The following is a 22,048-nucleotide window of genomic DNA, read 5'->3' as shown; positions in this document are numbered from 1 at the left end:
GGGGAGCGGTCACTCCGTGATGGTGGGCGGCTCGGACATGAAGGGGCGCAGCTCGAGCCACTCGTGGATCGGCCGCCCGCCGGCGCCGGGGGCCGCCGACAGCTCGGCCGCGAGCTCCAGGGCCCGGTCGTGGGTGTCCACGTCGATCACCATCCAGCCGGCGATCAGGTCCTTGGTCTCGGCGAACGGGCCGTCGGTGACGGGCGGGCGCCCCTCGCCGTCGTAGCGGACCCAGCTCCCCTCCGGCGCCAGCGCCTGGGCGTCGACGAACTCTCCGGTCTGCTCCAGCTTCGCGGCGAAGTCGCGCATGTACTGGATGTGGGCGGAGACCTCCTGCGGGGTCCAGTGGTCCATGGGGACGTTGTTGCTCGGGGCCGGGGCGCCGCGGTAGTGCTTCAGCAGCAGGTACTTGGCCATGACGGTTCTCCTCGATCCGGTCCGACGCGTCCATTCTGGCCGCGTTCACCCCTGGGACGGAGCCGGCGCCGGCTTCTCGACATCCGTGCCGGAATTTTTTTCCGGGCCGGCGCAACGGTGGGCGGGGGGCGGCGCAACGGCGGCCGGCTCGGCAAGCGGCCCGCGCCCGGAGGTGGGTGCGGGACGGGCCGTTTCCGCCTACCGTCGTCGGTATTACCGATCGGTAGGGGGAGGTCATCCGTGGGGGACGAGGTGTCGGGGCTCGGGGAGATGGCGGCGGCGCTGGCCGAAGGCCGCGTGACGTCCAGGGAGTTGACGGAGCGGGCGCTGGCCCGGATCGCGGCCGCGCAGCCCTCCCTCAACGCCCTCCGGATCGTCCGCGCCGAGGCGGCGCTCGCCGAAGCCGGGGCCGCCGACCTGCGGCTGGCCCGTGGGGAGCGGCTGCCGCTGCTGGGCGTGCCCCTGGCCGTCAAGGACGACATGGACGTGGCCGGGGAGCCCACGGCGTTCGGCTGCGCCGGGGCCTTCCCGCCGAAGCCGGCCGACGGCGAGGCGGTGCGCCGGCTGCGCGCGGCGGGGGCGGTCGTGGTCGGGAAGACGCAGACGCCCGAGCTGGGCCAGTGGCCCTTCACCGAGGGGCCCGCCTTCGGCGACACCCGTAATCCCTGGGACACCGCGTACACCCCGGGCGGGTCCTCGGGCGGTTCGGCGGCGGCCGTGGCGGCGGGGCTGGTGCCGGCGGCGCTGGGGTCCGACGGGGCGGGGTCGGTGCGCATCCCGGCGGCCTGGACGCACCTGGTGGGGATCAAGCCCCAGCGGGGCCGGATCTCCACCTGGCCGGAGCCGGAGGCCTTCCACGGCCTGACCGTCAACGGGGTGCTGGCCCGTACGGTCGGGGACGCCGCGCTGCTGCTGGACGCGGCGAGCGGCCCGGCCCCCGGGGACCTGCACCGCCCCGCGCCGGTGTCGGCGGTCGAGGCGGCCGGGCGGCCCCCGGGCCGGCTGCGGATCGCGCTGTCCTTCGGGACGGCCTTCACCGCGACCTCGGGCAAGTCCCCGGACCCGGTGGTGCGCGCGGCGGTGGAGCGGCTGGCCGGGCGGCTGGAGGCGCTGGGGCACGAGGTGGTGCCGGAGGACCCCCGCTACGGCCCGATCGGCCTCACGTTCGCGCCGCGCGCGACCGCCGGCGTACGGGAGCTGGCGCAGCGGGCGCCCGACCCCTCGCTGCTGGACCCGCGCACCCACGGGGCGGCGCGGACGGGCCGGCTGCTGGGCGGCGGCGCGCTGCGGGTGTCGCGGTGGGCCGAGGGGGCGCTGCGCCGCCGGGTCGGGGAGCTGTTCGGCCGGTTCGACGTGGTGCTGACGCCGACGACGGCCACCGGCCCGCTGCGGATCGGGGCCCTGGCGGGGCTGGGGGCGCTGGCCACGGACCGGGCGATGATCGCGGCCTGCCCGTACGCGTGGACTTGGAACGTCCTGGGGTGGCCGGGGATCAGCGTCCCGGCGGGCTTCACCCCGCAGGGGCTGCCGCTCGGCGCCCAACTGCTGGGCCCGGCGGACTCGGAGCCCCGGCTGCTGTCGCTGGCGGCCCAGCTGGAGGCGGCGGAGGGCTGGGCGGCGCACTGGCCGCCGGGGGCCGCCGCGCGGTGACCTACAAGGGGGCTACCCGTCAGGCCGATCAGCCGGATCCGGCCGATGAGGCCGGTTTTTGACGGCAGTTGACACGGGGATGACCCTCCGCATACCCGGCCCGCCTAAGCTCACGGCGACTTGATCCACATCATGATCGACAGGGGGTGCACGCGATGAGCGTGCAGGACGACAACGAGCGGGCCGTGCTCGGCTTCTTCACCGCCGTCAACGAACGGCGTACCGAGGACCTGCCGGAGTACATGGCGCGGGACGTGATCGACCACAACCAGATCATCCACGGCGAGCCGGACGAGCCGGGCGCGGCCTTCGAGGGGCTGCGCCAGCAGCTGGCGGCGTTCGATCCGCTGACCGTCCGGGTGGAGGAACTGGTGGCGCAGGACGACCGCGTGGTCGTGCGCACGGTCCAGTCCGGTACGCACGGGGGCAGCCACCCGCGCATGCCGGAGCCGACGGGCCGGTCCTTCGAGAACGAGGCCATCTGGTGGTTCACCCTGGACGGGGGCAAGATCTCGCAGATCCGCGGGGTCAGCGACCGGCTGGGCCTGTTCCTGCAGCTGGGCTGGGACTGGCCCCGGACGGACTGACCCCGCACCGGGGTGCACGGGGAGGCCCCGGCCGTACGCGGCCGGGGCCTGCGGCATCCGCTGGGCCTCCGGCGTCCGACGGCCCTCCGCCGTCCCCTGGACCTCCGCCGTCCGCCGGGCCTCCAGCATCCGCTGGGCTTCAGCCGTCCGGCGGGCCACCGGGTGTACTGCCGGACCTGCGGCCCACTATGTAATGTCACACGGCATGATGCTCTTACGCCGTACGGCGCTCGCCGCCGCCCTCCTCGGGATCACCGCCCTCCTGCCGGCCGCCACCGCCCACGCGGACACCGCGCCCGCCTGCCCCACCGGGGCACAGGCCCCCTCCGCCCCCGACCCCGAGCAGGCCCGGCTGTCCGACCCCCGGACGGCCGCCTTCCCCGAGCGGGCCGGGCTCGCCGGGTTCGTCCGCCGCTTCCCCGCCGCGCTGTGCGGCGTACGCGACGCCGACGGGGCGAAGCGGCTGCTCGACACCTGGGGCGAGGCCCTGTGGCAGGCCGCCGTGAACCGGGCCCAGGGGCGCCGGCCCGGCGGTGACCTGCCCGACCGGGACGACCGGCCGCTGTACTGGACCCGGCTCGCGATGACCGTTCAACTCGACGCCTGGCGGCCCGGGTTCAGCGTGGACAGGGCGGCACTGAGGTCCCGGTTCGAGGACGCCTCGCGGGGCCTGACCGACAACGCCTTCCGCGGCACCCCGGGCGTACGGCGGATCTTCGTCAGCGGGTTCGACCCCTTCGGCCTGGACGCCGAACTGCGCCGGGCCAACCCCTCCGGCTCCGCCGCCCTCCAGCTCAACGGCCGCCGCGTCACCCTGGCCGACGGCACCCCCGCCGAGATCCGGGCCGTCGTCCTGCCCGTCCGCTACGCCGACTTCGACGCCGGGATCGTGGAGCGGGCCTACGGGCCCCGGCTGGCGGCGGGCCCGCGCTCCGCCGACATGATCACCAGCATCAGCCAGGGCTACCCCGGCCTGTTCACCCTGGAGGACTGGGCGGGCCGCAACCGCTCCGCCGACCCCTACCCGGACAACGTCCGCGCCCTGGCGGGCGGTACGCGCGAACACCCGGCCACCGCACCGGGCCTGGGCCCCGGGGCGGAGTTCCTGCGCACCAGCCTGCCCACGGACGCGATGACCGCCGTCCAGGCGCCCTACCCGGTCCGGCTCAACACCACCGTGACCGAGATACCGGCCGGGCAGACGGCCCCGGTGGACCGCGAGGACGGGCCGACCCCCGGCTCCCGAGCCGTCGCGGGCGGGGGCGGCGGCTACCTCTCCAACGAGGTCGCCTACCGCTCGAACCGGCTGCGTCTGGAGCTGCGCCCCGGCCTGCCCGGCGGGCACCTGCACACCCCCGTCCTGACCGGACTGCCCGCCGAGGCCGACCGGTTGACCGGGCCGGAGTTCGAGCGGAACGAGGCCGCGATCACGACGCAGGTGCTGGAGGTGCTCCGCGCGTCGAGCGGCCCCGGCGGGACTACCGCAGCGCGCTGAAGGCCTTGGTGAAGGCAAGCGGTTCCTGGAGCACCGAACTGCACGTGGCGTCGGCGTGGTTGACGGCGCCGCCGGGGCACTGCTTGTCACGGGCGGCGGACCACATCGCCAGGCGGCCGACCCCCTTGGCCGAGGCGAACTCCACGAGCCGGGTCGCGTCGGAGACCGAGAAGACCTCCGACGCGACGTCGTTCACGCCGATCATCGGGGTGACGGCAACCGCCTTCCAGGCCGCCTGGTCCGACAGTCCGAGGACCCCCTTGAGCTGGGCCTGGGTGGCCGTCGCGGCCTGGACGGCGTACTGCCCCATGTTCCCGGCGTACGCGGGCCCGTAGTCCATCGCCATGATGTTGACGGAGCCGACGCGCACGCCGTTGGCGCGGGCGTCGGCAAGCAGGGCCACGCCCGGCTGGGTCAGCCCCTCGGGCATCACGGGCAGGGTGAAGGCCACGTCCAGGCCCGGGTGGGACTTCTGCAGCCGGGCTATCGCCTGGGCGCGCCGGGTGTTGGCGGCGGTGTCGGGCAGGGCGGCGCCCTCGATGTCGAAGTCGACCTTGGTCAGCCGGTACTGGTCGACGACCTTCCCGTACGCGGCCGCGAGCTCGTCGGCGCTCGCGCAGGCGAGCGCCAGCTCGCGGCCGGACGCCCCGCCGAAGGACACCCGGACGTCGCCGCCCCGGGCGCGCAGCGCGCCGATCTGCCCGGCCACCTGATCGCCCGTCAGGTCGGTGACCCCGCCCCACATCGGCGCGCAGCCGCTGCCGGCGGTGACGAAGGCGAGGTGGAACTCCTTGACGCCGGTGCGCGTCGCGGTGTCGAGCAGGTCGTAGGCCGGGTACAGGGAGGTGTCGACGTACGGGGCGAACCGCGCCCCGCCGCCGGGCGCGGGGGCGGGCGCCGTCGCGGTGGGGGTGGGGGTCGCGGAGGCCGTCGGCTTCGGGGACGCCGAGGCGGTGGGGGATGCCGAGGCGGTGGGGGCCGGGGTCGGCCGGGTGGTGGGGCGGCCGCCGGGCTGCGGGGTCGCACTCTGGTCGACGGAGCACTTGACCCCGTTGATCAGGCACCCCTTCGGGCTGCCGGAGCCACCGGACCCGCTGGCGACGAAGCCGACGGTGACGGACGCCCCGGGCGCGAGCTCCCGGTTCCAGCTCGCGGGCTTCACCGTGACGTGCTGCCCGTCGACGGTGTGGGTGCCGTTCCACAGCGAGTCGATCCGGTTGCCGGAGGGCAGGTCGAACTTCAGGGTCCAGTCCGACTGGGGGCGGTCGGTGGCGTTGGTGATGACGTACTGACCGGTGTAACCGCCGCTCCAGGAGCTGGAGGTGGTGTACACGGCCCCGACGGACGTGGCCTGCGCGGTCCCGGTGAACGCGAAGGCCGCGCCGCCGATCACCGCCGCCACCACGATCGCGCCCACGGCCTTCGCCTTGCCGCCGGCCCTGCGGCGGTGACGGGTGGTGCTGCCCATGACGTGCCTGCCTCTGTTACTGGGGAGTTGGGGTGCGGCAGCACGCTAGCCGCCCCGAAACGGACAATCACCCCCTTCGGGACGCCCCCCACGAGGCTTAGGCTCCGCTTAAGGCAGGCATAGGGAGGGCCTCAGGTGGTGGCTGCCCGACGACCCGCGAACGGCGCGGAACTCAGGCCGCCGGACCACCCACCCCACGGGGCCGTCGGCGTCATCGGCGGGGGCCGGCCATCCGCCCCGTGCGCGTCCTTTACACCGATGCCCTCTTGCACGCCCCACCCGCCGCCGACACCGTGGTGGGAGTGCGGCTCGGCGTTCTGGCGACGCAGGGGGAGGGCGACACATGGTGAACCCGGTATCGCGCTGGGCCGGGGAGGTCTTCGGCGCCGTGGCGGGCCGGCTGGCCGAGACGATCCCGGCCTGTCTGGTGGAAGCCCACGCCAGGGCGCGTCACGCCCATGAACAGCTGCGCACCCGCACGCAGGAGGCGTACGGCCACGGGCTCCACGCGGCGCAGTACGAAACACTCGCCGCGGGTCTGGCACCCATCCGCGGGACGACCTCCCGACGGCTCCAGGGACGGACGGTGACGGTCGTCGGCGGCAACGCCATCCTCCCGATCCGCTACGCGCAGAAGAACGTCCCGGTCACCGAGGCCCGGCTCCGCAAGGCCTACGGCTTCCGGGCCGACCTGATCCGGCGCCACGGGCCGAAACCCATACAGCTGAGTTTCGACCTCGGTATGGAAGACCTCGACGAGGACCAGGTGCATCCGGACGTCGCACTCCTTCCGCCCGACCTGCAGCTGGTGATCGTGGCCTACGCCTGTTCTTTGGAACAGGGCGTCATGCGGGTCGAGTGGGGCTCGGCGGGACTCCTGCACGGGGACCGCCACCTCACCTGGCACCACCACGAGCCGCTCTTCCCACCGGCCGACCCGCGCGCGGCCTAGCTCCACCGCTCAGGACGTCGCGGCACCGGTCAGGCGGGCTGCCACAGTTCGACTCGGTTGCCCTCCGGGTCGGTGACCCAGCCGAAGCGGCCCACGCCCGGCATGTCCTGGGTCTCCGGGGCCACGTCGGCGCCCTTCGCACGCAGCTGGGCGAGCATCGCGTCCAGGTCGTGGACGCGGAAGTTGAGCATGGTGCGCTGGGCGCGGGAGCCGAAGTAGTCCGTGTCGGGGTCGAACACCGCGAACACGGTCGGCCCGGACTCCTGGCGCCACAGACCGTGCTCGTCGCCGTCCAGGCCCAGGCAGTCGCGGTACCACGCCGTCAGGGCCGCCGGGTCGTTCGCCCGGATGAAGTAGCCGCCGATTCCCAGCACTCGTTCCATCCCGTCATCCTGTCAGGGCGGGCGGGCCTGAGGGCCCAGGCGCCACGGGCGGGCGCGGGTGGCGGCGGCGCGCGGGGACACCTGCGGCCACCGGGTCCGCGTGGCTCTGCGCGGGGCGCGGACCCGCTAACCTCGCCCGGATGACGGCTCTTTCACATCACGGCAACGGTTACGTCGAGCAGCCCGGGCGGGACGGCTTCGCCGCCACCGTCGAGGCCGATCCGCTGGCCATCGGCCGCGTCCGCACCGAGTACGCGCCCGACCCGGACGGGGATCCGGATCCCGGCGAGATCGTGTGGACCTGGGTGCCCTTTGAGGAGAACGACGGGCGGGGCAAGGACCGCCCGGTGCTGGTGGTCGCGCGTGAGGCGGGCGGGGCGACTCTGCTCGCCGTGCAGCTGTCGAGCAAGCGGCACGACGCCGACCGGGAGTGGGTGCCGATCGGCTCGGGCCCCTGGGACTCCGCCGGGCGGGAGTCCTGGGTCGACGTGGACCGGGTGCTGCGGGTCCACGAGGCGGGGATGCGGCGGGAGGCCTGCGCCCTGGACCGGGCCCGCTTCCAGCTGGTGGTCGACCGGCTGCGGGAGCGGTACGGCTGGGAGTAGCCGGACGTAGGGCCCCGCCCCCACGCAGGATGAACCATCCCCTCAGGCCCGGGTCGGGTACGGGGCTCGGGGCGGGGCGCAGGCGCGAGTCACCGGCTCGGCGCACGCCCAGTGCGACGGCCCCGGCTGGGGCCACGGGTGAGGCGCGGGCCCAGCGCTCCGACCGGGCTGCGGGCCTGGGCCACCGGCGAGGGGCGGGGCCCAGCGCTCCGACCGGGCTGCGGGCCCGGGCCACAGTCAGGGGGCGCGATCAGGCCGCCGGCCCGGGGCGGACACGACCACCGGGCCTGGGCAGCGTCCACGTCACCAGCCGGGGCACAGCCGCGACCGCCGGCCCGGGGCACGGTCCGGGCCGCCGGCGAGGGGCGGACGCGGTCACCGGGTCGGGGCAACGCCAGGCCGCCGGCCCGGGGCAAGGCCCGTGCACCGGCCCGGGGCACGGTCCGGGCCGACGATGCGAAGCACGCACGCCCCCCGAGGCCCGGGCGGCGTCCGGGCCGCCGGTCCGGGACAAGGCCCGGGCCGCCCGCCAAGGGCAAGGCCCGCCCCACCCGCCCCCAGCGGGGTCCGCGCCGCCGGGCCGGGGGCGTCGGCCGGGGCAGGGGGGCGGGCGGGGCGGTCAGGGTTGACCGAAGGCGGTGGCGAAGGCCTCGCGGGGGCCCGGGGCGCGGTCCAGGACGGCGAAGACGACGCGGTCGAACGTGCCCGTGAAGCGGCCCGTCAGCAGGTGCCGGAAGGCTTCGGCGACCTGCGCCGGGTCGTTGCGGAACACCCCGCAGCCCCAGGCCCCCAGCACCAGCTCCCGGTACCCGTGCAGCGCTGCCACCTCCAGGACCCGCCCGGCGCGCCGGGCCAGGGCCGCCGGGATCTCCGCCGCGCGCTCCGGCTCCTGGCGGCGGATCGTGCCCGCGTTCGGGGCCGGGGAGGTGAGGAAGCCGGCCCGGAAGGGGGTCTCCAGCAGTTCGCCCCGGTCGTCGCGGAACACCGGCACCCCGGGCGAGTGGATCACCCGGTCGGTGTAGAAGGTGCTCCGCCCCGCGCGGTGGACCTCGTAGTACTCCGGGGCCTCCAGCAGGGTCTCGTAGAGCGCCGACGCCCGGCACAGCGCCTCCTCCTGCGCCTTGGCCCCCCGTACGTACCCGCCCCCGGGGTTGCGCGCCGAGGCGAAGTTCAGCACCGCGACCGGTCCCCCGCCCGCCCCCTCCGCCAGACGGCGCGCGGCGACCGTGCTGCTCTCCCCCGTGACCTCGAAGACCGTCCGGCGGCTCCCTCGGACGGACTCTCCGTCTGGAATGACCGGGTTTGGCCCATATATTCTGGTTCCTGCCTTGGCATCCGCCAGGTCGGCGGCGAGGGAGACCAGCCGCCCCGACCGCGTCCGGTACCCCCCGGCCGCCACGATCAGCGCGTTCTCCCGCGCGATTTCACGCAATCTGCTGCTCACGCCGCAATCCTCGGGCGGGGGCCCGCCGGCGGCAAAGGAATTACCGCCCCGAGGACGGGTAGGGCACGGGTGTCATCACGGCCGACTACAGGAGACGAGGTTCCGGTCATGTCCGAGAACTCGCCCGCTCCATACGTCCACGACCCCGGTCACTCCGCGTACACCCCCCTCGACGAGGCGGCCGCCGAGGACCTGATCCACGGCATCTGCTTCAAGACCGGCCCGCCCCGCACCCTCGGCGCCGAGCTCGAATGGCTCGTCCTGGACGCGGAACGCCCCTGGCTGCCGCTTCCCCCCGAACGTCTCACCGCCGCCCACGCGGCCGCCCGGGCGCTGCCCCTCGGCTCCCGGGTCACCGTCGAACCGGGGGGCCAGCTGGAGCTCAGCTCCGCCCCGGCCCCCTCCCTCACCGCCTGCGTCGAGGGCCTGCGCGCCGACCTCACCGCCGTACGGGGCGCCCTGCGCGAGCGGGGCCTCGTCCTCCGCGGTCTCGGCGAGGACCCCCGCAGGCCCCTGCACCGCCTCCTGGCCAGCCCGCGCTACGACGCGATGGAGGCCTACTTCGACCGCACCGGCCCCGCCGGCCGGGCGATGATGCGCGCCTCCGCCTCCGTCCAGGTCTGCGTGGACGCCGGCCACGAGGAGCCGGGCCCGCTCGGGTACGGCCGGCGCTGGCGGTTCGCCCACCTGCTGGGCGCCGTCCTGGTCGCCGCCTTCGCCAACTCTCCCGGCCGCGACGGCCCGTACGAGGGCTGGCGGTGCGCCCGGCAGGGGATCTGGAGCGACATCGACCCCCGGCGCGCGCTCGCCCCGCCGCTGGACGCCGAGCCCCGCGCCGGCTGGGTCCGGCACGCGCTGGACACCGAGGTGATGTGCGTACGGCGCCCCGGCGACGGCCCCTGGACGGTGCCGCGCGGGCTGACCTTCCGCGACTGGCTGCGCACGGACGGCGCCGGCGCGGGCCCGGACGGGCGGCGGCCCACCGCCGAGGACCTGGAGTACCACCTCACCACCCTCTTCCCGCCCGTGCGGCCGCGCGGCCACCTGGAGCTGCGGATGATCGACGCGCAGCCCGGCGACGACGGCTGGATCGTCCCGGTCGCGGTGGTCCACGCGCTGTTCGACGACCCGGAGGCCGCCGAGACGGCCTACCGGGCGGTGAAGGTACTGGCCGACGCCCACGGACCCCGGCGCGCGCCGCGCAACCCCCTGTGGCGGAGCGCTGCCCGCGGCGCGCTGGCCGATCCGGACCTGAGGGCGGCCGCCGCCGCCTGCTTCGACGCGGCCGCCGAGGCGCTGCCCCGGCTCGGGGCGGACGCGTACGTCCAGGAGGCGGTCGCGGCCTTCACCGCACGGTACGTACGGCGCGGGCGGTGCCCTGCCGACAACGCGGACGACGTCCTGGTCTCCGGGCGCACCCGGGCCGCCGTGCGCGGCGCCCCGGCGGCCGTGGAAGACACCGCCCCGGCAACCCTGGAAGACACCGCCCCGGCGGCACCCCGCCGGCCCGCCGCCCGCCGCGAAGGGACCGCGCCCGTGACCACCGAGACCCCTGCCGACATCCGTCCCGGCGCGCTGCGCGAACGCGCCGCGGCCGCCCTCGCGGCCGCGCGGGCCCGTACCGCCGGGCTGACCGACGTCGTCGGCGATCCGGACCTGACCGCGCAGCACTCCCCCCTGATGTCGCCGCTGGTCTGGGACCTGGCGCACATCGGGAACCAGGAGGAGCTGTGGCTGCTGCGCAACGTGGCGGGCCGCGCGTTCATGCGTCCCGAGATCAACTCCCTGTACGACGCGTTCCAGCACCCGCGCGCCGAGCGGCCGAAGCTGCCGCTGCTCGGACCGGAGGAGGCCCGCCGTTACGCGGCCGAGGTCCGCGGCCGGGTCTTCGACCTGCTGGAGCGCACTCCGCTGGAGGGCACCGCCCTGCTGGAGCGGGGGTTCGTCTTCGGGATGGTCGCCCAGCACGAACAGCAGCACGACGAGACCATGCTGATCACCCATCAGCTGCGGACGGGAGCCCCCGTGCTGGCGGCGCCCGATCCGGCCCCGCCGCAGGGGCCGCCCCCTGAGGCGCCCGAAGTCCTGGTGCCGGGCGGCCCGTTCACCATGGGGACCTCGGCCGAACCCTGGGCGCTGGACAACGAACGGCCCGCGCACGTCAGGGAGGTGGCCGCCTTCTGGATCGACACGCTGCCGGTGACCAACGCCGCCTACCAGGCCTTCATCGCGGACGGCGGTTACACGGACCCCCGCTGGTGGGCCGCCGAGGGCTGGGAGCAGATCCGCGCCCATGACATCGGGGCCCCGCTGTTCTGGCGGCGCGAGGCCGGCCAGTGGCTGCGCCGCCGGTTCGGGGTCACCGAGCCGGTACCCGACGAAGAACCGGTTCTGCACGTCAGCTGGTACGAGGCGGACGCCTACGCCCGCTGGGCGGGGCGCCGGCTGCCGACCGAGGCGGAGTGGGAGAAGGCCGCCCGCCACGACCCGGTCACGGGCCGCTCCCGCCGTTACCCGTGGGGCGACGCCGACCCGGCCCCCGAGCACGCCAACCTGGGCCAGCGCCACCTGCGGCCGGCCCGCGCGGGCTGCTACCCGGCCGGGGCGTCACCGCTGGGGGTGCGCCAGCTGATCGGCGACGTGTGGGAGTGGACCGCCTCGGACTTCCTGCCGTACCCGGGGTTCCGGGCGTTCCCCTACCGGGAGTACTCGGAGGTGTTCTTCGGCCCGGAGCACAAGGTGCTGCGGGGCGGCTCGTTCGCGGTGGACCCGGTGGCCTGCCGGGGCACCTTCCGCAACTGGGACCTGCCGGTGCGCCGGCAGATCTTCTCCGGCTTCCGTACCGCGAGGGACGTCTGATGTGCCGTCATCTCGCCTATCTGGGGCCGGAGATACCCCTGGGCACGGTTCTCAGCGACCCGGAGCACTCACTCGTGCGGCAGTCCTGGGCGCCGCGCCGGCAGCGGTACGGCACCGTCAACGCGGACGGCTTCGGCGTGGGCTGGTACGCGGCCGGGGACCCCGTCCCGGCCCGCTACCGGCGTTCCGGGCCCGTCTGGGGGGACGAGGGCTTCACCGACCTGGCCCGCGTGGTGCGCTCGTCGGCGGTGCTGGCCGCCGTACGCGACGCCACCTTCGCGGGGGCCGACGGGGAGGCCGCGGCGGCGCCGTTCGCCTCGGGCCCCTGGCTGTTCAGCCACAACGGGGCACTGCGGGGCTGGCCGGACACGGCGGCGCCGCTCGCCGCGGCCCTGCCGCCCCACGAGCTGCTGGAGCTGGCCGCGCGCACCGACTCGGCGCTGGTCTGGGCGCTGGTGCTGCACCGGCTGCGGCAGGGCGACGACCCGGGCACGGCCCTGGCGGAGGCGGTGCGCGAGCTGGCCGCCGCGGCGCCCGGCTCGCGGCTGAACCTGCTCCTCACCGACGGCGCCTCGATCGCCGCCACCGCCTGGGGCGACTCCCTCTGGTACCTGCCCTCCCACCCCCCGGGGGAGCGGGTGGTGGTGGCGTCCGAACCGTACGACGACGACCCCGGCTGGTGCGAGGTGCCGGACCGGACCCTGCTGACCGCCACCCGCGCGCGGGTCGCCCTGATCCCCCTCAAGGAGAGCACCCCGTGAGTGAGTTCCAGATGACCCGGACCCTCGACGAGCACGCCGCCGACAGGGCGCTGCGCAAGGACGTCCTGCGCGGGATGACCCGCGTCCCCAAGGAGCTGCCGCCGAAGTGGTTCTACGACGCACGGGGCAGTGAACTCTTCGAGGAGATCACCCGGTTGCCGGAGTACTACCCGACGCGCGCCGAGCGGGAGATCCTGCTGGAGCGGGCCCGGGAGATCGCGGCGGTGAGCGGGGCGCGCACGCTGGTGGAGCTGGGCTCCGGTTCCTCGGAGAAGACCCGGCACCTGATCGAGGCGCTGCCGGCACTGGAGACCTACGTCCCGGTGGACGTGAGCGAGAGCGCCCTGACCGGGGCCGCCGAGTCCCTGCTGGAGGCGCATCCGGGGCTGAACGTGCACGCGCTGCTGGCCGACTTCACGGCTCCGCTGCACCTGCCGGACTCGCCCGGGCCGCGGCTGGTGGTGTTCCTGGGCGGCACGATCGGGAACCTGCTGCCGGCCGAGCGGGCGGTGTTCCTGGCGTCCGTGCGGGCGATGCTGTCGCCGGGGGACGCGCTGCTGATGGGGACGGACCTGGTGAAGGACGAGGCCGTGCTGGTGGCGGCGTACGACGACGCGCGGGGGGTGACGGCGGAGTTCGACAAGAACGTGCTGGCCGTGATCGACCGGGAGCTGGGCGCGGACTTCCACACCGCCGACTTCGACCATGTGGCGGTGTGGAACCGGGAGCACGAGTGGATCGAGATGCGGCTGCGGGCCCGGTCCGCGGTGACGGTCAAGATCCGGGCGCTGGACCTGGTGGTGCCGTTCGCCGAGGGTGAGGAGATCCTGACGGAGATCTCGGCGAAGTTCCGTCAGGAGGGAGTGCGCCGGGAACTCGCGGAGGCGGGGCTGGACTTGTGCCACTGGTGGACGGACGCCGAGGGCCGCTTCGCGCTGTCCCTGTCGGTGGCGGACGGCTCGGTGGACTCGGTCGCCGTGGACTGATCCGGGGCGGAGGAGGCCTGCGCGTGCGGGCTCCGTGCGTTCACGGCCTGCGCGTGCGGGACCTGCGCATGCGGGACCTGCGCATGCAGGACCTGCGCGTGCGGTGGGCGTTGCCGGGCGGGTACACCGGCCGGCGGCGTCCGCTCCGGTACCGGCGGCCCGAGGACGGCCCGCTGCGCCGCCGCCGCGAGTGCGCGCCGGTCGGCGTGGCGGCCCTCCGGGATCGGGGGCAGCAGGTGCACTTCGGCGCGTACGCCCCGGGCCCGGGCGATGCGCCACAGGGAGGCGGTCAGCGTGTCGTCCCCGACGAAGGCGGGCGCCCCGGCGAGCCGTCCGCCGGGCAGCCGGTAGGAGATCCGTACGGGCTGTACGGGGACCCGCGCGTCCAGGGCCGCCTGGAACGCGGCCCGCCGGAAGGGCCCCTGGCCGCGGCCGCACCAGGTGCAGCCCTCGGGGAAGACGGTGACCCGGTCCCCGGCCCGCAGCGCCCGGGCGACGGTGTCCACGGTCCGGGGCAGGGCCCGGATCCGGTCGCGTTCGATGAAGAGGGTGCCCGCCTGGGCGGCGAGCCGGCCGAGCACCGGCCAGGCGCCGATCTCGCTCTTGGCCAGCATCCGGCTGGGCAGGGCGGCGGCGACGAGCGGGATGTCGGTCCAGGAGATGTGGTTGGCGACGATCAGGCGGGCCCCGTCCGGCCCGGGCGTGCCGCGCACGGTGATCCGCAACCCCAGGGACCTCAGGAGCGCGGTGCACCAGGCCCGGATCAGCGCACGCCGGGGCCGGACGGGCAGCAGCCGCACCGGCGGGGCGGCCGGGACGGCCAGCAGGACCAGCGCCAGGGCGCCGGCGAGCCGCAGCACCGCGTGCGGGAGGCTCGCCGCCCGGCCCGGGTGGCCGGCGCAGTCCCGCGGGGTGCAGGGGGCCGTGGGCAGCAGCCAGTTGCTCATGCCGACGGGGCGAGCGAGAGGAAGTGGTTGAGGTAGCGGGGGTTGGTCCTGCGCAGGGAGAGCAGGACGTACAGGTCGGCGCAGCCGAACTCGGCGTCGAGCGCGGGCTCCCCGCAGACCCACGCCCCCAGGCGGATGTAGCCGCGCAGCAGGGGCGGCAGCTCCAGGCGGGTCCCGGGAAGGGTGATGCCCTCGGGGCTCCAGGGCAGGTGCGGGGTGACCCGGTACTCCTCGGGGGCGAGGTTGCGGGCCAGGACGGTCTCGCGGGTGGCGGCGGCCAGCACCCCGCCGTCGGCGAGCGGTATCGAGCAGCACCCGGCGAGCCAGTTGTGGCCGGTGCGCTCCATGTAGCGGGCGAGGCCGGCCCAGATGAGGGCGATGACGGCGCCGTTGCGGTGGTCGGGGTGGACGCAGGAGCGGCCGACCTCGACCAGGTCGGGGCGGATCGGGGCGAGGGCGGAGAGGTCGAACTCGCCCTCGGAGTAGAGGCGTCCGGCGACGGCGGCGCGTTCCGGGGGCAGCAGCCGGTAGGTGCCGACGACCTGGGCGGTCTCCTCGTCGAGGACCAGGAGGTGGTCGCAGTAGGCGTCGAAGGCGTCGGAGTCCAGGCCCGGCTCGGGTCCGTCGAGCCGGGCGCCGAGCTCTCCGGCGAAGACCCGGTGGCGCAGCCGCTGGGCGGCGCGGACCTCCGCTTCGTCACGGGCGAGGCGGACGATGTACCGGGAAGCGGCCGCGGGGCCGGCGGGGGCCGTGGTGGGGACGGCGGGGGCGGCGGGTGCGAGGGGGGACGGGGACAGGGGGGCGATGGTCATGGCTGCTCCTGATCCGGGCACGGGGAGCCGGGCCGCGGGTGGCGGACCCGGCTCCTTTACTTCTTCCGTGACCGGCTGGATTCGACATGACCGCTCTGCGGCCCCCGGATGTGCGGAGGCTGAACTCGGCGGACCGGAGCGGGCGTGCCGTGCAGCTCAGCGGCTCGTCCGATCATCCGGCCAGAGCCGGGCGGACCGGCTCAGCGGTCGGAGTTCAGGACCCGGCTCATGGCGTCGGAGGCCGTCTTCGCCGCCTGGCGGGGGTCCTGGCCGGTGAGCACGGCCGTCATGTAGGGCTTGAGCGGGTTCTTGGCCTCGACCTCGGCCCAGCGCGCGGACTTCGGGGTGGCCCTGCCCTGGGCGGCTCCGGCGGCCATCGCGGCGGCGCCCTCGTTGCCCTCGACGACCCGGGCGAGGGTGGTCTTGTTGGGGACATAGCTCATGGTGCGGGCGAGCTCCGTCTGCCACTTCTCGCTGACCAGGGCGGTGATGAGGTCGACGGCGCGGGCCCGGTTCGCCGTCTTCTCCGGGATGATCAGGTCGGAGCCGCCGGTGAGGACGGCCCCGGTCTTCTCGGGGGTCTTGCCGGGAATGGGGAAGAAGCCGAGCTTGCCCTTGAGCGCCGGGTTGGCCGCCTCGATCTGGGCCGCCTGCCCGGGCGGGGCGATGATCTGGGCGACCTGGCCGCGGGCGAAGACGTCGGACTGCGGGGGCGTCTCCTCGTCGGCGTTCCTGGGTCCCTTGCCGAGTGCCTGGAGCTGCTTGTAGAAGTCCATGCCCGCCAGGGCCTTCTCGTCGTCGAGGGCGCTGACCCACTGGCCGCCCGTCTCGACGGCGAGCTCGCCGCCCTCGTCCCAGACGAACCCGGCGAGGACGTACCAGTTCTGGCCGGGGAGGTAGATGCCCTGCTGGTCGCCCTTGTCGAGCTTCTGGGTGTCGGCGATCCACTCCTGGCGGGTCTTGGGCGGGGTCTTGATCCCGGCGTTCGCGAAGAGGTCCTTGTTGTAGATCACCACCCGGTTGGCCGCGTACCAGGGGACCCCGTACTGGGCGCCGTTGACGCTGCCCGGGTCGGACAGGCCCTTGAGCCAGTCCTTGCTGCCCCATGCGCGCAGGCCCTCCAGGGTGAGTTCGGAGAGGCCTCCGGTCTCGACGTACTGGGCCACCTGCGTGTTGCCGACCTCGATGACGTCGGCGTGGTCCTCGCTCTTGCCGGAGAGGACGGCGTTGACCTTGTCGCCTATGCCCTTCCACTCCTGGATCCGCACGTCCAGGTCGATGCCGGGGTGCTGCTTCTCGAAGTCGGCGGTGAACTTCTTGACGAACTCGTCCGACGCGCTGCCCTTCATCAGCCACAGGGTCACCCGCTCGGACCCGCCGTCCGATCCGGCCAGAGCGCCGCATCCGGCGGTCAGGGCGGTCGCGGCCGTGAGGGCCGTGCACACGGCGAGGAAGCGCTTCTTCACGAGGGTCACCTTCTGGGCTGGATCTCAGTTGGCTTGAAATTGGCATAGACCAATGGTCCGGTCAAGAGGCTTCCCACCGGGATTGTTCACGCAAAGTTCGCGGACCCGGGCTTACTGGGGCACCGTGGAACAAGGCAAAAGCGACGAACGGCGGGAGACGCCCATGTCCAACCACACCTACCGGGTGACCGAAATCGTCGGCACCTCCCACGAGGGCATCGATCAGGCCATCCGGAACGGGGTCACGCGCGCCGGGCAGACCCTGCGCAACCTGGACTGGTTCGAGGTCACGCAGGTGCGCGGGCACATCGAGAACGGGCAGATCGCGCACTACCAGGTCGGGCTGAAGGTGGGCTTCCGCCTCGACGGCGAGGACTGACGCGGCGGCAGCGGGGCCGCGAGCGTCGCGGGCGTCGGCCGGCACGCGGTACCCGGTGGCCCGGCGGACGGGCCGCGCGGCCCTGCGCCTAGGCTGCGGCCATGACCGAGACCACCGCACACCGCCGTCCGCTGGCCGTCTTCGACATCGACAACACCCTGGCCGACACCGGCCACCGCCAGCACTTCCTGGAGCGCCGGCCCCGCGACTGGGACGGCTTCTTCGGTGCGGCCCCGGCCGATCCGCCGCTGGCGCGCGGCGTGGCGCTGGCGGTCGAGAGCGCGGCCGACTGCGAGGTCGTGTACCTGACCGGCCGCCCGGAGCGCTGGCGGGCCGACACCACCGACTGGCTGGACCGGCACGGGCTGCCCGAGGGCCGGGTGTGGATGCGCGGCGACCGGGACCGGCGGCCGGCCCGCCAGACCAAGCTGGAGGTGCTCCAGCGGATCGCGCGGGGCCGTGAGGTGCGGGTACTGGTCGACGACGACCAGCTGGTCTGCCAGGCCGCGCGCGCCGCGGGCTTCACGGTGCTCCTGGCCGACTGGGCGGCGCCGGCGCCGGAGCTCAAGAGCGCCCAGGAGAGCGAGGGCGGCAGCCGTACCTGAGGGGCGGGGAACCGGTCCGGGGAATCCCCCCGGGCGCCGGGCGTTGAACACGGGTGTGAGCCTGAGAATCTCGATCCTCGACCGGTCCCGCGTCCGCGCGGGACACCCCGCCGCCGAGGCGCTGCGCGACACCGTGGAGCTGGCCCGGGCGGCGGAGGAGCTCGGCTACCACCGCTTCTGGGTGTCGGAGCACCACAGCGTGCCCGGGGTCGCCGGGTCCGCCCCGACCGTCCTGGCCGCGGCCGTGGCGGCGGCCACCCGCCGGATCCGGGTCGGCACGGGCGGGGTGATGCTGCCCAACCACCGGCCGCTGGTGGTCGCCGAGCAGTTCGGGGTGCTGGAGGCGCTGTTCCCCGGCCGGATCGACATGGGCCTGGGCCGCTCGGTCGGCTTCACCGGCGGCATCCGCCGCGCCCTGGGCCGCGACACCGAGGACGCCGACCGGTTCGAGGAGCAGCTGGCCGAGCTGCTGGGCTGGATCGACGGCAGCCAGCGGGCCCACCCCGAGGTGCACGCCCGTCCGGCGGAGGGGCTGCGGATCCCGCCCTTCGTCCTGGCCACCGGCGCGGGTGCCTCGATCGCCGCCCGGGCGGGGCTGCCCGTGGTGGTGGGCGACCTGCGGGCCCGCTCCCGGGTGGCGGAAGCCGTAGCCGCGTACCGCGAGGAGTTCCGGCCGTCCGCGTGGGCCGCCGAACCGTACGTGGTGGTCTCCGGGACGGTGGCGGTGGCGGAGAGCCCGGAGGCGGCCCGGCGGATCCTGGTGCCGGAGGCCTGGTCCCTCGCGCATTCCCGGACCCGGGGCAGCTTCCCGCCCCTTCGGCCGGCCGAGGAGGTCGAGGCGCTGGAGCTCGGCCCCAAGGAGCGGGAGCTGTACGAGGGCGCGCTCACCGGGCACCTCGCCGGGACGGAGGAGGAGGTGGCGGCCGGCCTGGCCGGGCTGGCGGAGGCCACCGGCGCGGACGAGCTGCTGGTCACCACCTCCACGTACGACCGGACGGCCCTCCTGGACTCCTTCCGCAGGCTGTCCCGGATCGCCGGGCTCCGGTAGGTCCGGCCGCGCCGCCGGGTCCCGTACGGCACTAAACTGGGGCGAATGCGCCAGCCTTCCATCGATGCCCCCGCCGTCCCCCGGGACACCCCCGATGCCTGCGTACGGGTCCGCGGTGCCCGGCAGCACAACCTGCGCGGGGTGGACGTGGACATCCCGCGCGACACCCTGACCGTCTTCACCGGGGTGTCCGGCTCGGGGAAGAGCTCCCTGGCCTTCGGCACCCTCTACGCCGAGGCCCAGCGCCGCTACTTCGAGTCCGTGGCCCCGTACGCCCGGCGCCTGATCCACCAGATCGGCGCGCCGAAGGTGGACTCGGTGACCGGGCTGCCGCCCGCCGTCTCCCTGGAGCAGCGGCGCTCCTCCCCGGGCTCGCGCTCCTCGGTGGGGACGGTGACCCTGCTCTCCAACTCCCTGCGGATGCTGTTCTCCCGGGCCGGCGACTATCCCCCGGGCGCCGAACGGCTCGACTCCGACTGCTTCTCCCCCAACACCGCCTCGGGCGCCTGCCCTTCCTGTCACGGGCTGGGCCGGATCCACCGCACCAGCGAGGAACTCCTCGTCCCGGACCCGGACCTGTCGATCCGTCAGGGGGCCATCGCCGCCTGGCCGGGGGCCTGGCAGGGCAAGAACCTGAGGGACGTCCTGGAGGCCCTCGGGCACGACGTGGACCGGCCCTGGCGGGAGCTGCCGGCGCGGGAGCGGGAGTGGATCCTGTTCACCGAGGAGCAACCGGTGGTGACCGTGCACCCGGTGCGGGACGCGGACCGCATCCAACGCCCGTACCAGGGCACGTACATGAGCGCCCACCGCTATGTGATGCGGACCTTCTCCGACACCAAGAGCGCCACCCTGCGGGCCCGGGCCGAGAAGTTCCTCACCGACGCCCCCTGCCCGGTGTGCGAGGGGCGGCGGCTGCGGCCGGAGGCCCTGGCGGTGACCTTCGCGGGCCGCACGATCGCGGAGCTGGCGGCGCTGCCGCTGGGCGAGCTGGACGGCGTACTGGCCGCGGCGGAGCCGGCCACCGAGGCCGGGCGGGTGCTGGCGGCGGACCTGCGGGCACGGATCGCGCCGGTCACGGAGCTGGGCCTGGGCTATCTGAGCCTGGACCGGACCGCCCCCAGCCTGTCGGCCGGGGAGCTCCAGCGGCTGCGGCTGGCGACCCAGCTGCGGTCGGGGCTGTTCGGGGTGGTCTACGTGCTGGACGAACCGTCGGCGGGGCTGCACCCGGCCGACACCGAGGCGCTGCTGGGCGTACTGGAGCGGCTCAAGGCGGCGGGGAACACGGTGTTCGTGGTGGAGCACCACCTGGACGTGGTGCGGCGCGCGGACTGGCTGGTGGACGTCGGGCCGCTGGCCGGGGAGCACGGCGGGCGGGTCCTGTACAGCGGGCCGCCCGGGGGCCTGGCCGGGGTCGCGGAGTCGGCGACGGCCCGGCACCTGTTCGCACGGGCCGATGTCCGCGAGCCCTCCCGGCCGGTGCGCGCCGCCACCGGCTCGGTCCGGCTGGAGGGCGTCCGGCGGCACAACCTGCGTGACGTGACGGTCGAGTTCCCTCTCGGGGTGTTCACCGCCGTCACCGGGGTGTCGGGCTCGGGGAAGTCCACCCTGGTCGGCCAGGTGCTCGCACAGGAGGTGGCCGGGCGGCCGGCCGGGCCGGACTTCCCGGTACGCCGTCTGGTGGAGGTGGACCAGAAGCCGATCGGCCGTACGCCGCGCTCCAACCTGGCCACGTACACGGGGCTGTTCGACGTGGTGCGCAAGCTGTTCACGGCGGCTCCGCAGGCGCGGGAGCGCGGCTGGAAGGCGGGCCGGTTCTCCTTCAACGTGCCGGGCGGGCGCTGCGAGACCTGCCAGGGCGAGGGGTTCGTCTCGGTGGAGCTGCTGTTCCTGCCGAGTACCTACGCCCCGTGCCCGCAGTGCGCGGGCGCCCGGTACAACGCCGAGACCCTGGAGGTCCGTTACGGCGGGCTGCACATCGCGGAGGTGCTCGGGCTGACGGTGGAGGCGGCGGCCGGGTTCTTCGCGGAGGTCCCGGCGGCGGCGCGCAGCCTGCGGGCGCTGGAGGAGATCGGTCTGGGCTACCTGCGGCTGGGGCAGCCGGCGACCGAGCTGTCGGGCGGCGAGGCGCAGCGGATCAAGCTGGCGACGGAGCTCCAGCGGCTGCGCCGGGACCACACCCTGTACCTGCTGGACGAGCCGACGACGGGGTTGCATCCGGCCGATGTGCGGGTGCTGCTGCGCCAGTTGCACGGGCTGGTGGACGCGGGGCATTCGGTGGTGGTCGTGGAGCACGACATGGAGGTGGTGGCGGGGGCCGACTGGGTGATCGACCTGGGGCCGGGCGGCGGGACGGAGGGGGGCCGGGTCACGGCCTGCGGGCCGCCGGAGCGGGTGGCCGCGTCGGCGGCCGGCCGGACGGCCCCGTATCTGGCGCGGGCGCTCGCGCGGTAGGTCACCGCGCGTCCCCGTCCCCGTCCCCGGGCAGGAGGCGCTGCGGGAGTTCGCGGAAGGTCCAGTTCCCGCGGCTGCGGGTGAGGGTCCAGACGAGGTCGCTGCGGTCGGGCCAGGCCGCGGGGAGGCCCCGGACGCGGTGGGCGCCGAGGGCGTGGACCAGGCGGGGGATCCCGGCGGGCTCCCAGCACAGCAGCACGGGCGCCGGGGCGTCCAGCGCGGCGCGGGCCGCGCCGGCCTCGGCGCCGTGCGCGAACCGGTCCTGTACGGGGACCCGCAGGGCGGTGGCCAGGGGCGCGAGGGTCTGCCGGCAGCGGGCGGGGGCGGACGGCGGTCCCCCGGCGGCGAAGAGCGCGGCGGGCCGGGGCAGCGGGGCTCCGTGGGCCGGGCCGAAGAGCCGGTGCAGTTCCCCGGCGCGGCGGCGGCCCCGCCCGGCGAGGGATCCGGGGTCCTCGTTGCCCTCGTCGTCCTCGCCGGTGGCTCCGGGGTAGGGCTTCTCCGCGTGCGGGATCAGCATGACGAGGGCGTCCCTGGCGGGCGGGCGCGGTCCGGGCGCGGGGGCGGGGTGCTCCCGCGCCGCGCACCCGGACGCCGTGAGGGGCACCAGGGCGGCCAGGGCGGTGAGCACGCTGCGGCGGCGGGGTGCGGGGCCGGCGGGGGCTGCGGGCATGGGCCCACTGTGCCCCGGGGCGCGGACCCGCCGGCCTCGCGGCGCGGCGCGGCGCCCGTA

At 75.3% G+C, this 22,048-nt stretch carries 19 protein-coding genes and 2 pseudogenes; 13 read left to right on the top strand and 8 right to left on the bottom strand.

Translation table 11 applies throughout. The features are described 5' to 3' along the window. Window positions 1-9 precede the first annotated feature (9 nt). Window positions 10-417 (bottom strand): YciI family protein, encoded by a 408-nt coding sequence (locus tag ABT403_RS02515; protein ID WP_344157184.1) that lies wholly within the window; start codon window positions 415-417, stop codon window positions 10-12. 240 nt (window positions 418-657) lie between these two features. Here ABT403_RS02515 and ABT403_RS02510 point away from each other — a divergent pair, with 240 nt between their 5' ends. From ABT403_RS02510 to ABT403_RS02500, 3 genes are all read left to right on the top strand, one after another. Then, complete coding sequence (locus ABT403_RS02510) at window positions 658-2,067, top strand: amidase (RefSeq protein ID WP_344157182.1); 1,410 nt, start codon at window positions 658-660, stop codon at window positions 2,065-2,067. Window positions 2,068-2,222: 155 nt separating this feature from the next. Further along, window positions 2,223-2,654, top strand: coding sequence for an ester cyclase (locus ABT403_RS02505; RefSeq protein WP_344157179.1), 432 nt, complete (start codon window positions 2,223-2,225; stop codon window positions 2,652-2,654). A gap of 205 nt (window positions 2,655-2,859) precedes the next feature. After that, complete coding sequence (locus ABT403_RS02500) at window positions 2,860-4,149, top strand: PA0049 C-terminal domain-containing protein (RefSeq protein ID WP_344157177.1); 1,290 nt, start codon at window positions 2,860-2,862, stop codon at window positions 4,147-4,149. On the opposite strand, the gene ABT403_RS02495 is transcribed toward ABT403_RS02500, so the two are convergent. Continuing rightward, entirely contained in the window at window positions 4,133-5,617 is a 1,485-nt protein-coding gene (locus ABT403_RS02495; protein WP_344157174.1) for a cellulose binding domain-containing protein, read from the bottom strand. The two genes, ABT403_RS02500 and ABT403_RS02495, sit on opposite strands and share 17 nt — an antisense overlap. A gap of 343 nt (window positions 5,618-5,960) precedes the next feature. Here ABT403_RS02495 and ABT403_RS02490 point away from each other — a divergent pair, with 343 nt between their 5' ends. Continuing rightward, the gene (locus ABT403_RS02490) at window positions 5,961-6,569 is read left to right on the top strand and encodes a hypothetical protein (protein ID WP_344157171.1); all 609 of its coding nucleotides are present in this window, start codon (window positions 5,961-5,963) and stop codon (window positions 6,567-6,569) included. Window positions 6,570-6,598: 29 nt separating this feature from the next. Here the strand turns inward: ABT403_RS02490 and ABT403_RS02485 are convergent, their stop codons facing one another. Beyond that, window positions 6,599-6,952 (bottom strand): VOC family protein, encoded by a 354-nt coding sequence (locus ABT403_RS02485; protein WP_344157168.1) that lies wholly within the window; start codon window positions 6,950-6,952, stop codon window positions 6,599-6,601. Window positions 6,953-7,092: 140 nt separating this feature from the next. Here ABT403_RS02485 and ABT403_RS02480 point away from each other — a divergent pair, with 140 nt between their 5' ends. Beyond that, on the top strand, window positions 7,093-7,557 hold the full coding sequence (locus ABT403_RS02480; protein WP_344157165.1) for a type II toxin-antitoxin system PemK/MazF family toxin: 465 nt from the start codon (window positions 7,093-7,095) through the stop codon (window positions 7,555-7,557). A gap of 619 nt (window positions 7,558-8,176) precedes the next feature. Here ABT403_RS02480 and ABT403_RS02475 read toward each other — a convergent pair. Next, entirely contained in the window at window positions 8,177-9,001 is an 825-nt protein-coding gene (locus ABT403_RS02475) for a TIGR02452 family protein (RefSeq protein WP_344157162.1), read from the bottom strand. Window positions 9,002-9,109: 108 nt separating this feature from the next. Here ABT403_RS02475 and egtA point away from each other — a divergent pair. The 4 genes and pseudogenes from egtA to egtD all read left to right on the top strand — a co-directional run. Beyond that, window positions 9,110-10,339: pseudogene (gene egtA, locus ABT403_RS02470) on the top strand (ergothioneine biosynthesis glutamate--cysteine ligase EgtA); the annotation flags it as partial. Window positions 10,340-10,537: 198 nt separating this feature from the next. Then, window positions 10,538-11,860, top strand: a complete 1,323-nt coding sequence (egtB, locus tag ABT403_RS02465) for an ergothioneine biosynthesis protein EgtB (protein WP_344158910.1) — start codon at window positions 10,538-10,540, stop codon at window positions 11,858-11,860. Continuing rightward, on the top strand, window positions 11,860-12,621 hold the full coding sequence (gene egtC, locus ABT403_RS02460; RefSeq protein WP_344157159.1) for an ergothioneine biosynthesis protein EgtC: 762 nt from the start codon (window positions 11,860-11,862) through the stop codon (window positions 12,619-12,621). The genes egtB and egtC overlap by 1 nt, the downstream gene beginning before the upstream one ends. Then, window positions 12,618-13,607: an L-histidine N(alpha)-methyltransferase gene (gene egtD / locus ABT403_RS02455; RefSeq protein WP_344157157.1), complete on the top strand. Its 990-nt coding sequence runs from the start codon at window positions 12,618-12,620 to the stop codon at window positions 13,605-13,607. Before egtC ends, egtD begins: the two co-directional genes overlap by 4 nt. Window positions 13,608-14,017: 410 nt before the next feature. Here egtD and ABT403_RS02450 read toward each other — a convergent pair. The 3 genes and pseudogenes from ABT403_RS02450 to ABT403_RS02440 all read right to left on the bottom strand — a co-directional run. Next, window positions 14,018-14,554: pseudogene (locus ABT403_RS02450) on the bottom strand (lysophospholipid acyltransferase family protein); the annotation flags it as partial. Further along, a complete protein-coding gene (locus ABT403_RS02445) occupies window positions 14,551-15,366 on the bottom strand; it encodes a GNAT family N-acetyltransferase (RefSeq protein WP_344157155.1) in 816 nt (271 codons plus the stop codon). The gene ABT403_RS02445 and the pseudogene ABT403_RS02450, both read right to left, overlap by 4 nt. Window positions 15,367-15,566: 200 nt before the next feature. Continuing rightward, window positions 15,567-16,832: an extracellular solute-binding protein gene (locus ABT403_RS02440; RefSeq protein ID WP_344157152.1), complete on the bottom strand. Its 1,266-nt coding sequence runs from the start codon at window positions 16,830-16,832 to the stop codon at window positions 15,567-15,569. A 163-nt stretch (window positions 16,833-16,995) separates the two neighbouring features. On the opposite strand from ABT403_RS02440, the gene ABT403_RS02435 reads away from it, so the two are divergent. The 4 genes from ABT403_RS02435 (at window position 16,996) to ABT403_RS02420 (ending at window position 21,318) form a co-directional block, all read left to right on the top strand. Further along, window positions 16,996-17,211, top strand: a complete 216-nt coding sequence (locus ABT403_RS02435) for a dodecin (protein ID WP_344157149.1) — start codon at window positions 16,996-16,998, stop codon at window positions 17,209-17,211. A 101-nt stretch (window positions 17,212-17,312) separates the two neighbouring features. Further along, on the top strand, window positions 17,313-17,816 hold the full coding sequence (locus tag ABT403_RS02430) for a phosphatase domain-containing protein (protein WP_344157146.1): 504 nt from the start codon (window positions 17,313-17,315) through the stop codon (window positions 17,814-17,816). A gap of 55 nt (window positions 17,817-17,871) precedes the next feature. Next, window positions 17,872-18,864: an MsnO8 family LLM class oxidoreductase gene (locus tag ABT403_RS02425; RefSeq protein ID WP_344157143.1), complete on the top strand. Its 993-nt coding sequence runs from the start codon at window positions 17,872-17,874 to the stop codon at window positions 18,862-18,864. A gap of 45 nt (window positions 18,865-18,909) precedes the next feature. Further along, the gene (locus tag ABT403_RS02420) at window positions 18,910-21,318 is read left to right on the top strand and encodes an excinuclease ABC subunit UvrA (protein WP_344157140.1); all 2,409 of its coding nucleotides are present in this window, start codon (window positions 18,910-18,912) and stop codon (window positions 21,316-21,318) included. A gap of 1 nt (window position 21,319) precedes the next feature. Here ABT403_RS02420 and ABT403_RS02415 read toward each other — a convergent pair whose 3' ends face one another. After that, window positions 21,320-21,988, bottom strand: a complete 669-nt coding sequence (locus ABT403_RS02415; protein ID WP_344157137.1) for a hypothetical protein — start codon at window positions 21,986-21,988, stop codon at window positions 21,320-21,322. Window positions 21,989-22,048: the final 60 nt, after the last annotated feature.

Source organism: Streptomyces sp. NPDC000075 (assembly GCF_040301925.1).
In the GTDB taxonomy this organism is placed as follows: domain Bacteria; phylum Actinomycetota; class Actinomycetes; order Streptomycetales; family Streptomycetaceae; genus Streptomyces; species Streptomyces polychromogenes.
The sequence above is the reverse complement of the archived record's forward strand: the minus strand, read 5'-3'. Positions and strand labels throughout refer to the sequence as shown.

Bases quoted from the DNA above. Each gene is read 5' to 3' on its own strand.
- ABT403_RS02515 (WP_344157184.1), bottom strand. From the start codon at position 417: ATGGCCAAGTACCTGCTGCTGAAGCACTACCGCGGCGCCCCGGCCCCG.
- ABT403_RS02435 (WP_344157149.1), top strand. From the start codon at position 16,996: ATGTCCAACCACACCTACCGGGTGACCGAAATCGTCGGCACCTCCCAC.
- ABT403_RS02430 (WP_344157146.1), top strand. From the start codon at position 17,313: ATGACCGAGACCACCGCACACCGCCGTCCGCTGGCCGTCTTCGACATC.
- ABT403_RS02415 (WP_344157137.1), bottom strand. From the start codon at position 21,988: ATGCCCGCAGCCCCCGCCGGCCCCGCACCCCGCCGCCGCAGCGTGCTC.
- ABT403_RS02445 (WP_344157155.1), bottom strand. From the start codon at position 15,366: ATGACCATCGCCCCCCTGTCCCCGTCCCCCCTCGCACCCGCCGCCCCC.
- ABT403_RS02420 (WP_344157140.1), top strand. From the start codon at position 18,910: ATGCGCCAGCCTTCCATCGATGCCCCCGCCGTCCCCCGGGACACCCCC.
- egtC (WP_344157159.1), top strand. From the start codon at position 11,860: ATGTGCCGTCATCTCGCCTATCTGGGGCCGGAGATACCCCTGGGCACG.
- ABT403_RS02490 (WP_344157171.1), top strand. From the start codon at position 5,961: ATGGTGAACCCGGTATCGCGCTGGGCCGGGGAGGTCTTCGGCGCCGTG.
- ABT403_RS02485 (WP_344157168.1), bottom strand. From the start codon at position 6,952: ATGGAACGAGTGCTGGGAATCGGCGGCTACTTCATCCGGGCGAACGAC.
- ABT403_RS02505 (WP_344157179.1), top strand. From the start codon at position 2,223: ATGAGCGTGCAGGACGACAACGAGCGGGCCGTGCTCGGCTTCTTCACC.
- ABT403_RS02495 (WP_344157174.1), bottom strand. From the start codon at position 5,617: ATGGGCAGCACCACCCGTCACCGCCGCAGGGCCGGCGGCAAGGCGAAG.
- ABT403_RS02480 (WP_344157165.1), top strand. From the start codon at position 7,093: ATGACGGCTCTTTCACATCACGGCAACGGTTACGTCGAGCAGCCCGGG.
- ABT403_RS02500 (WP_344157177.1), top strand. From the start codon at position 2,860: ATGATGCTCTTACGCCGTACGGCGCTCGCCGCCGCCCTCCTCGGGATC.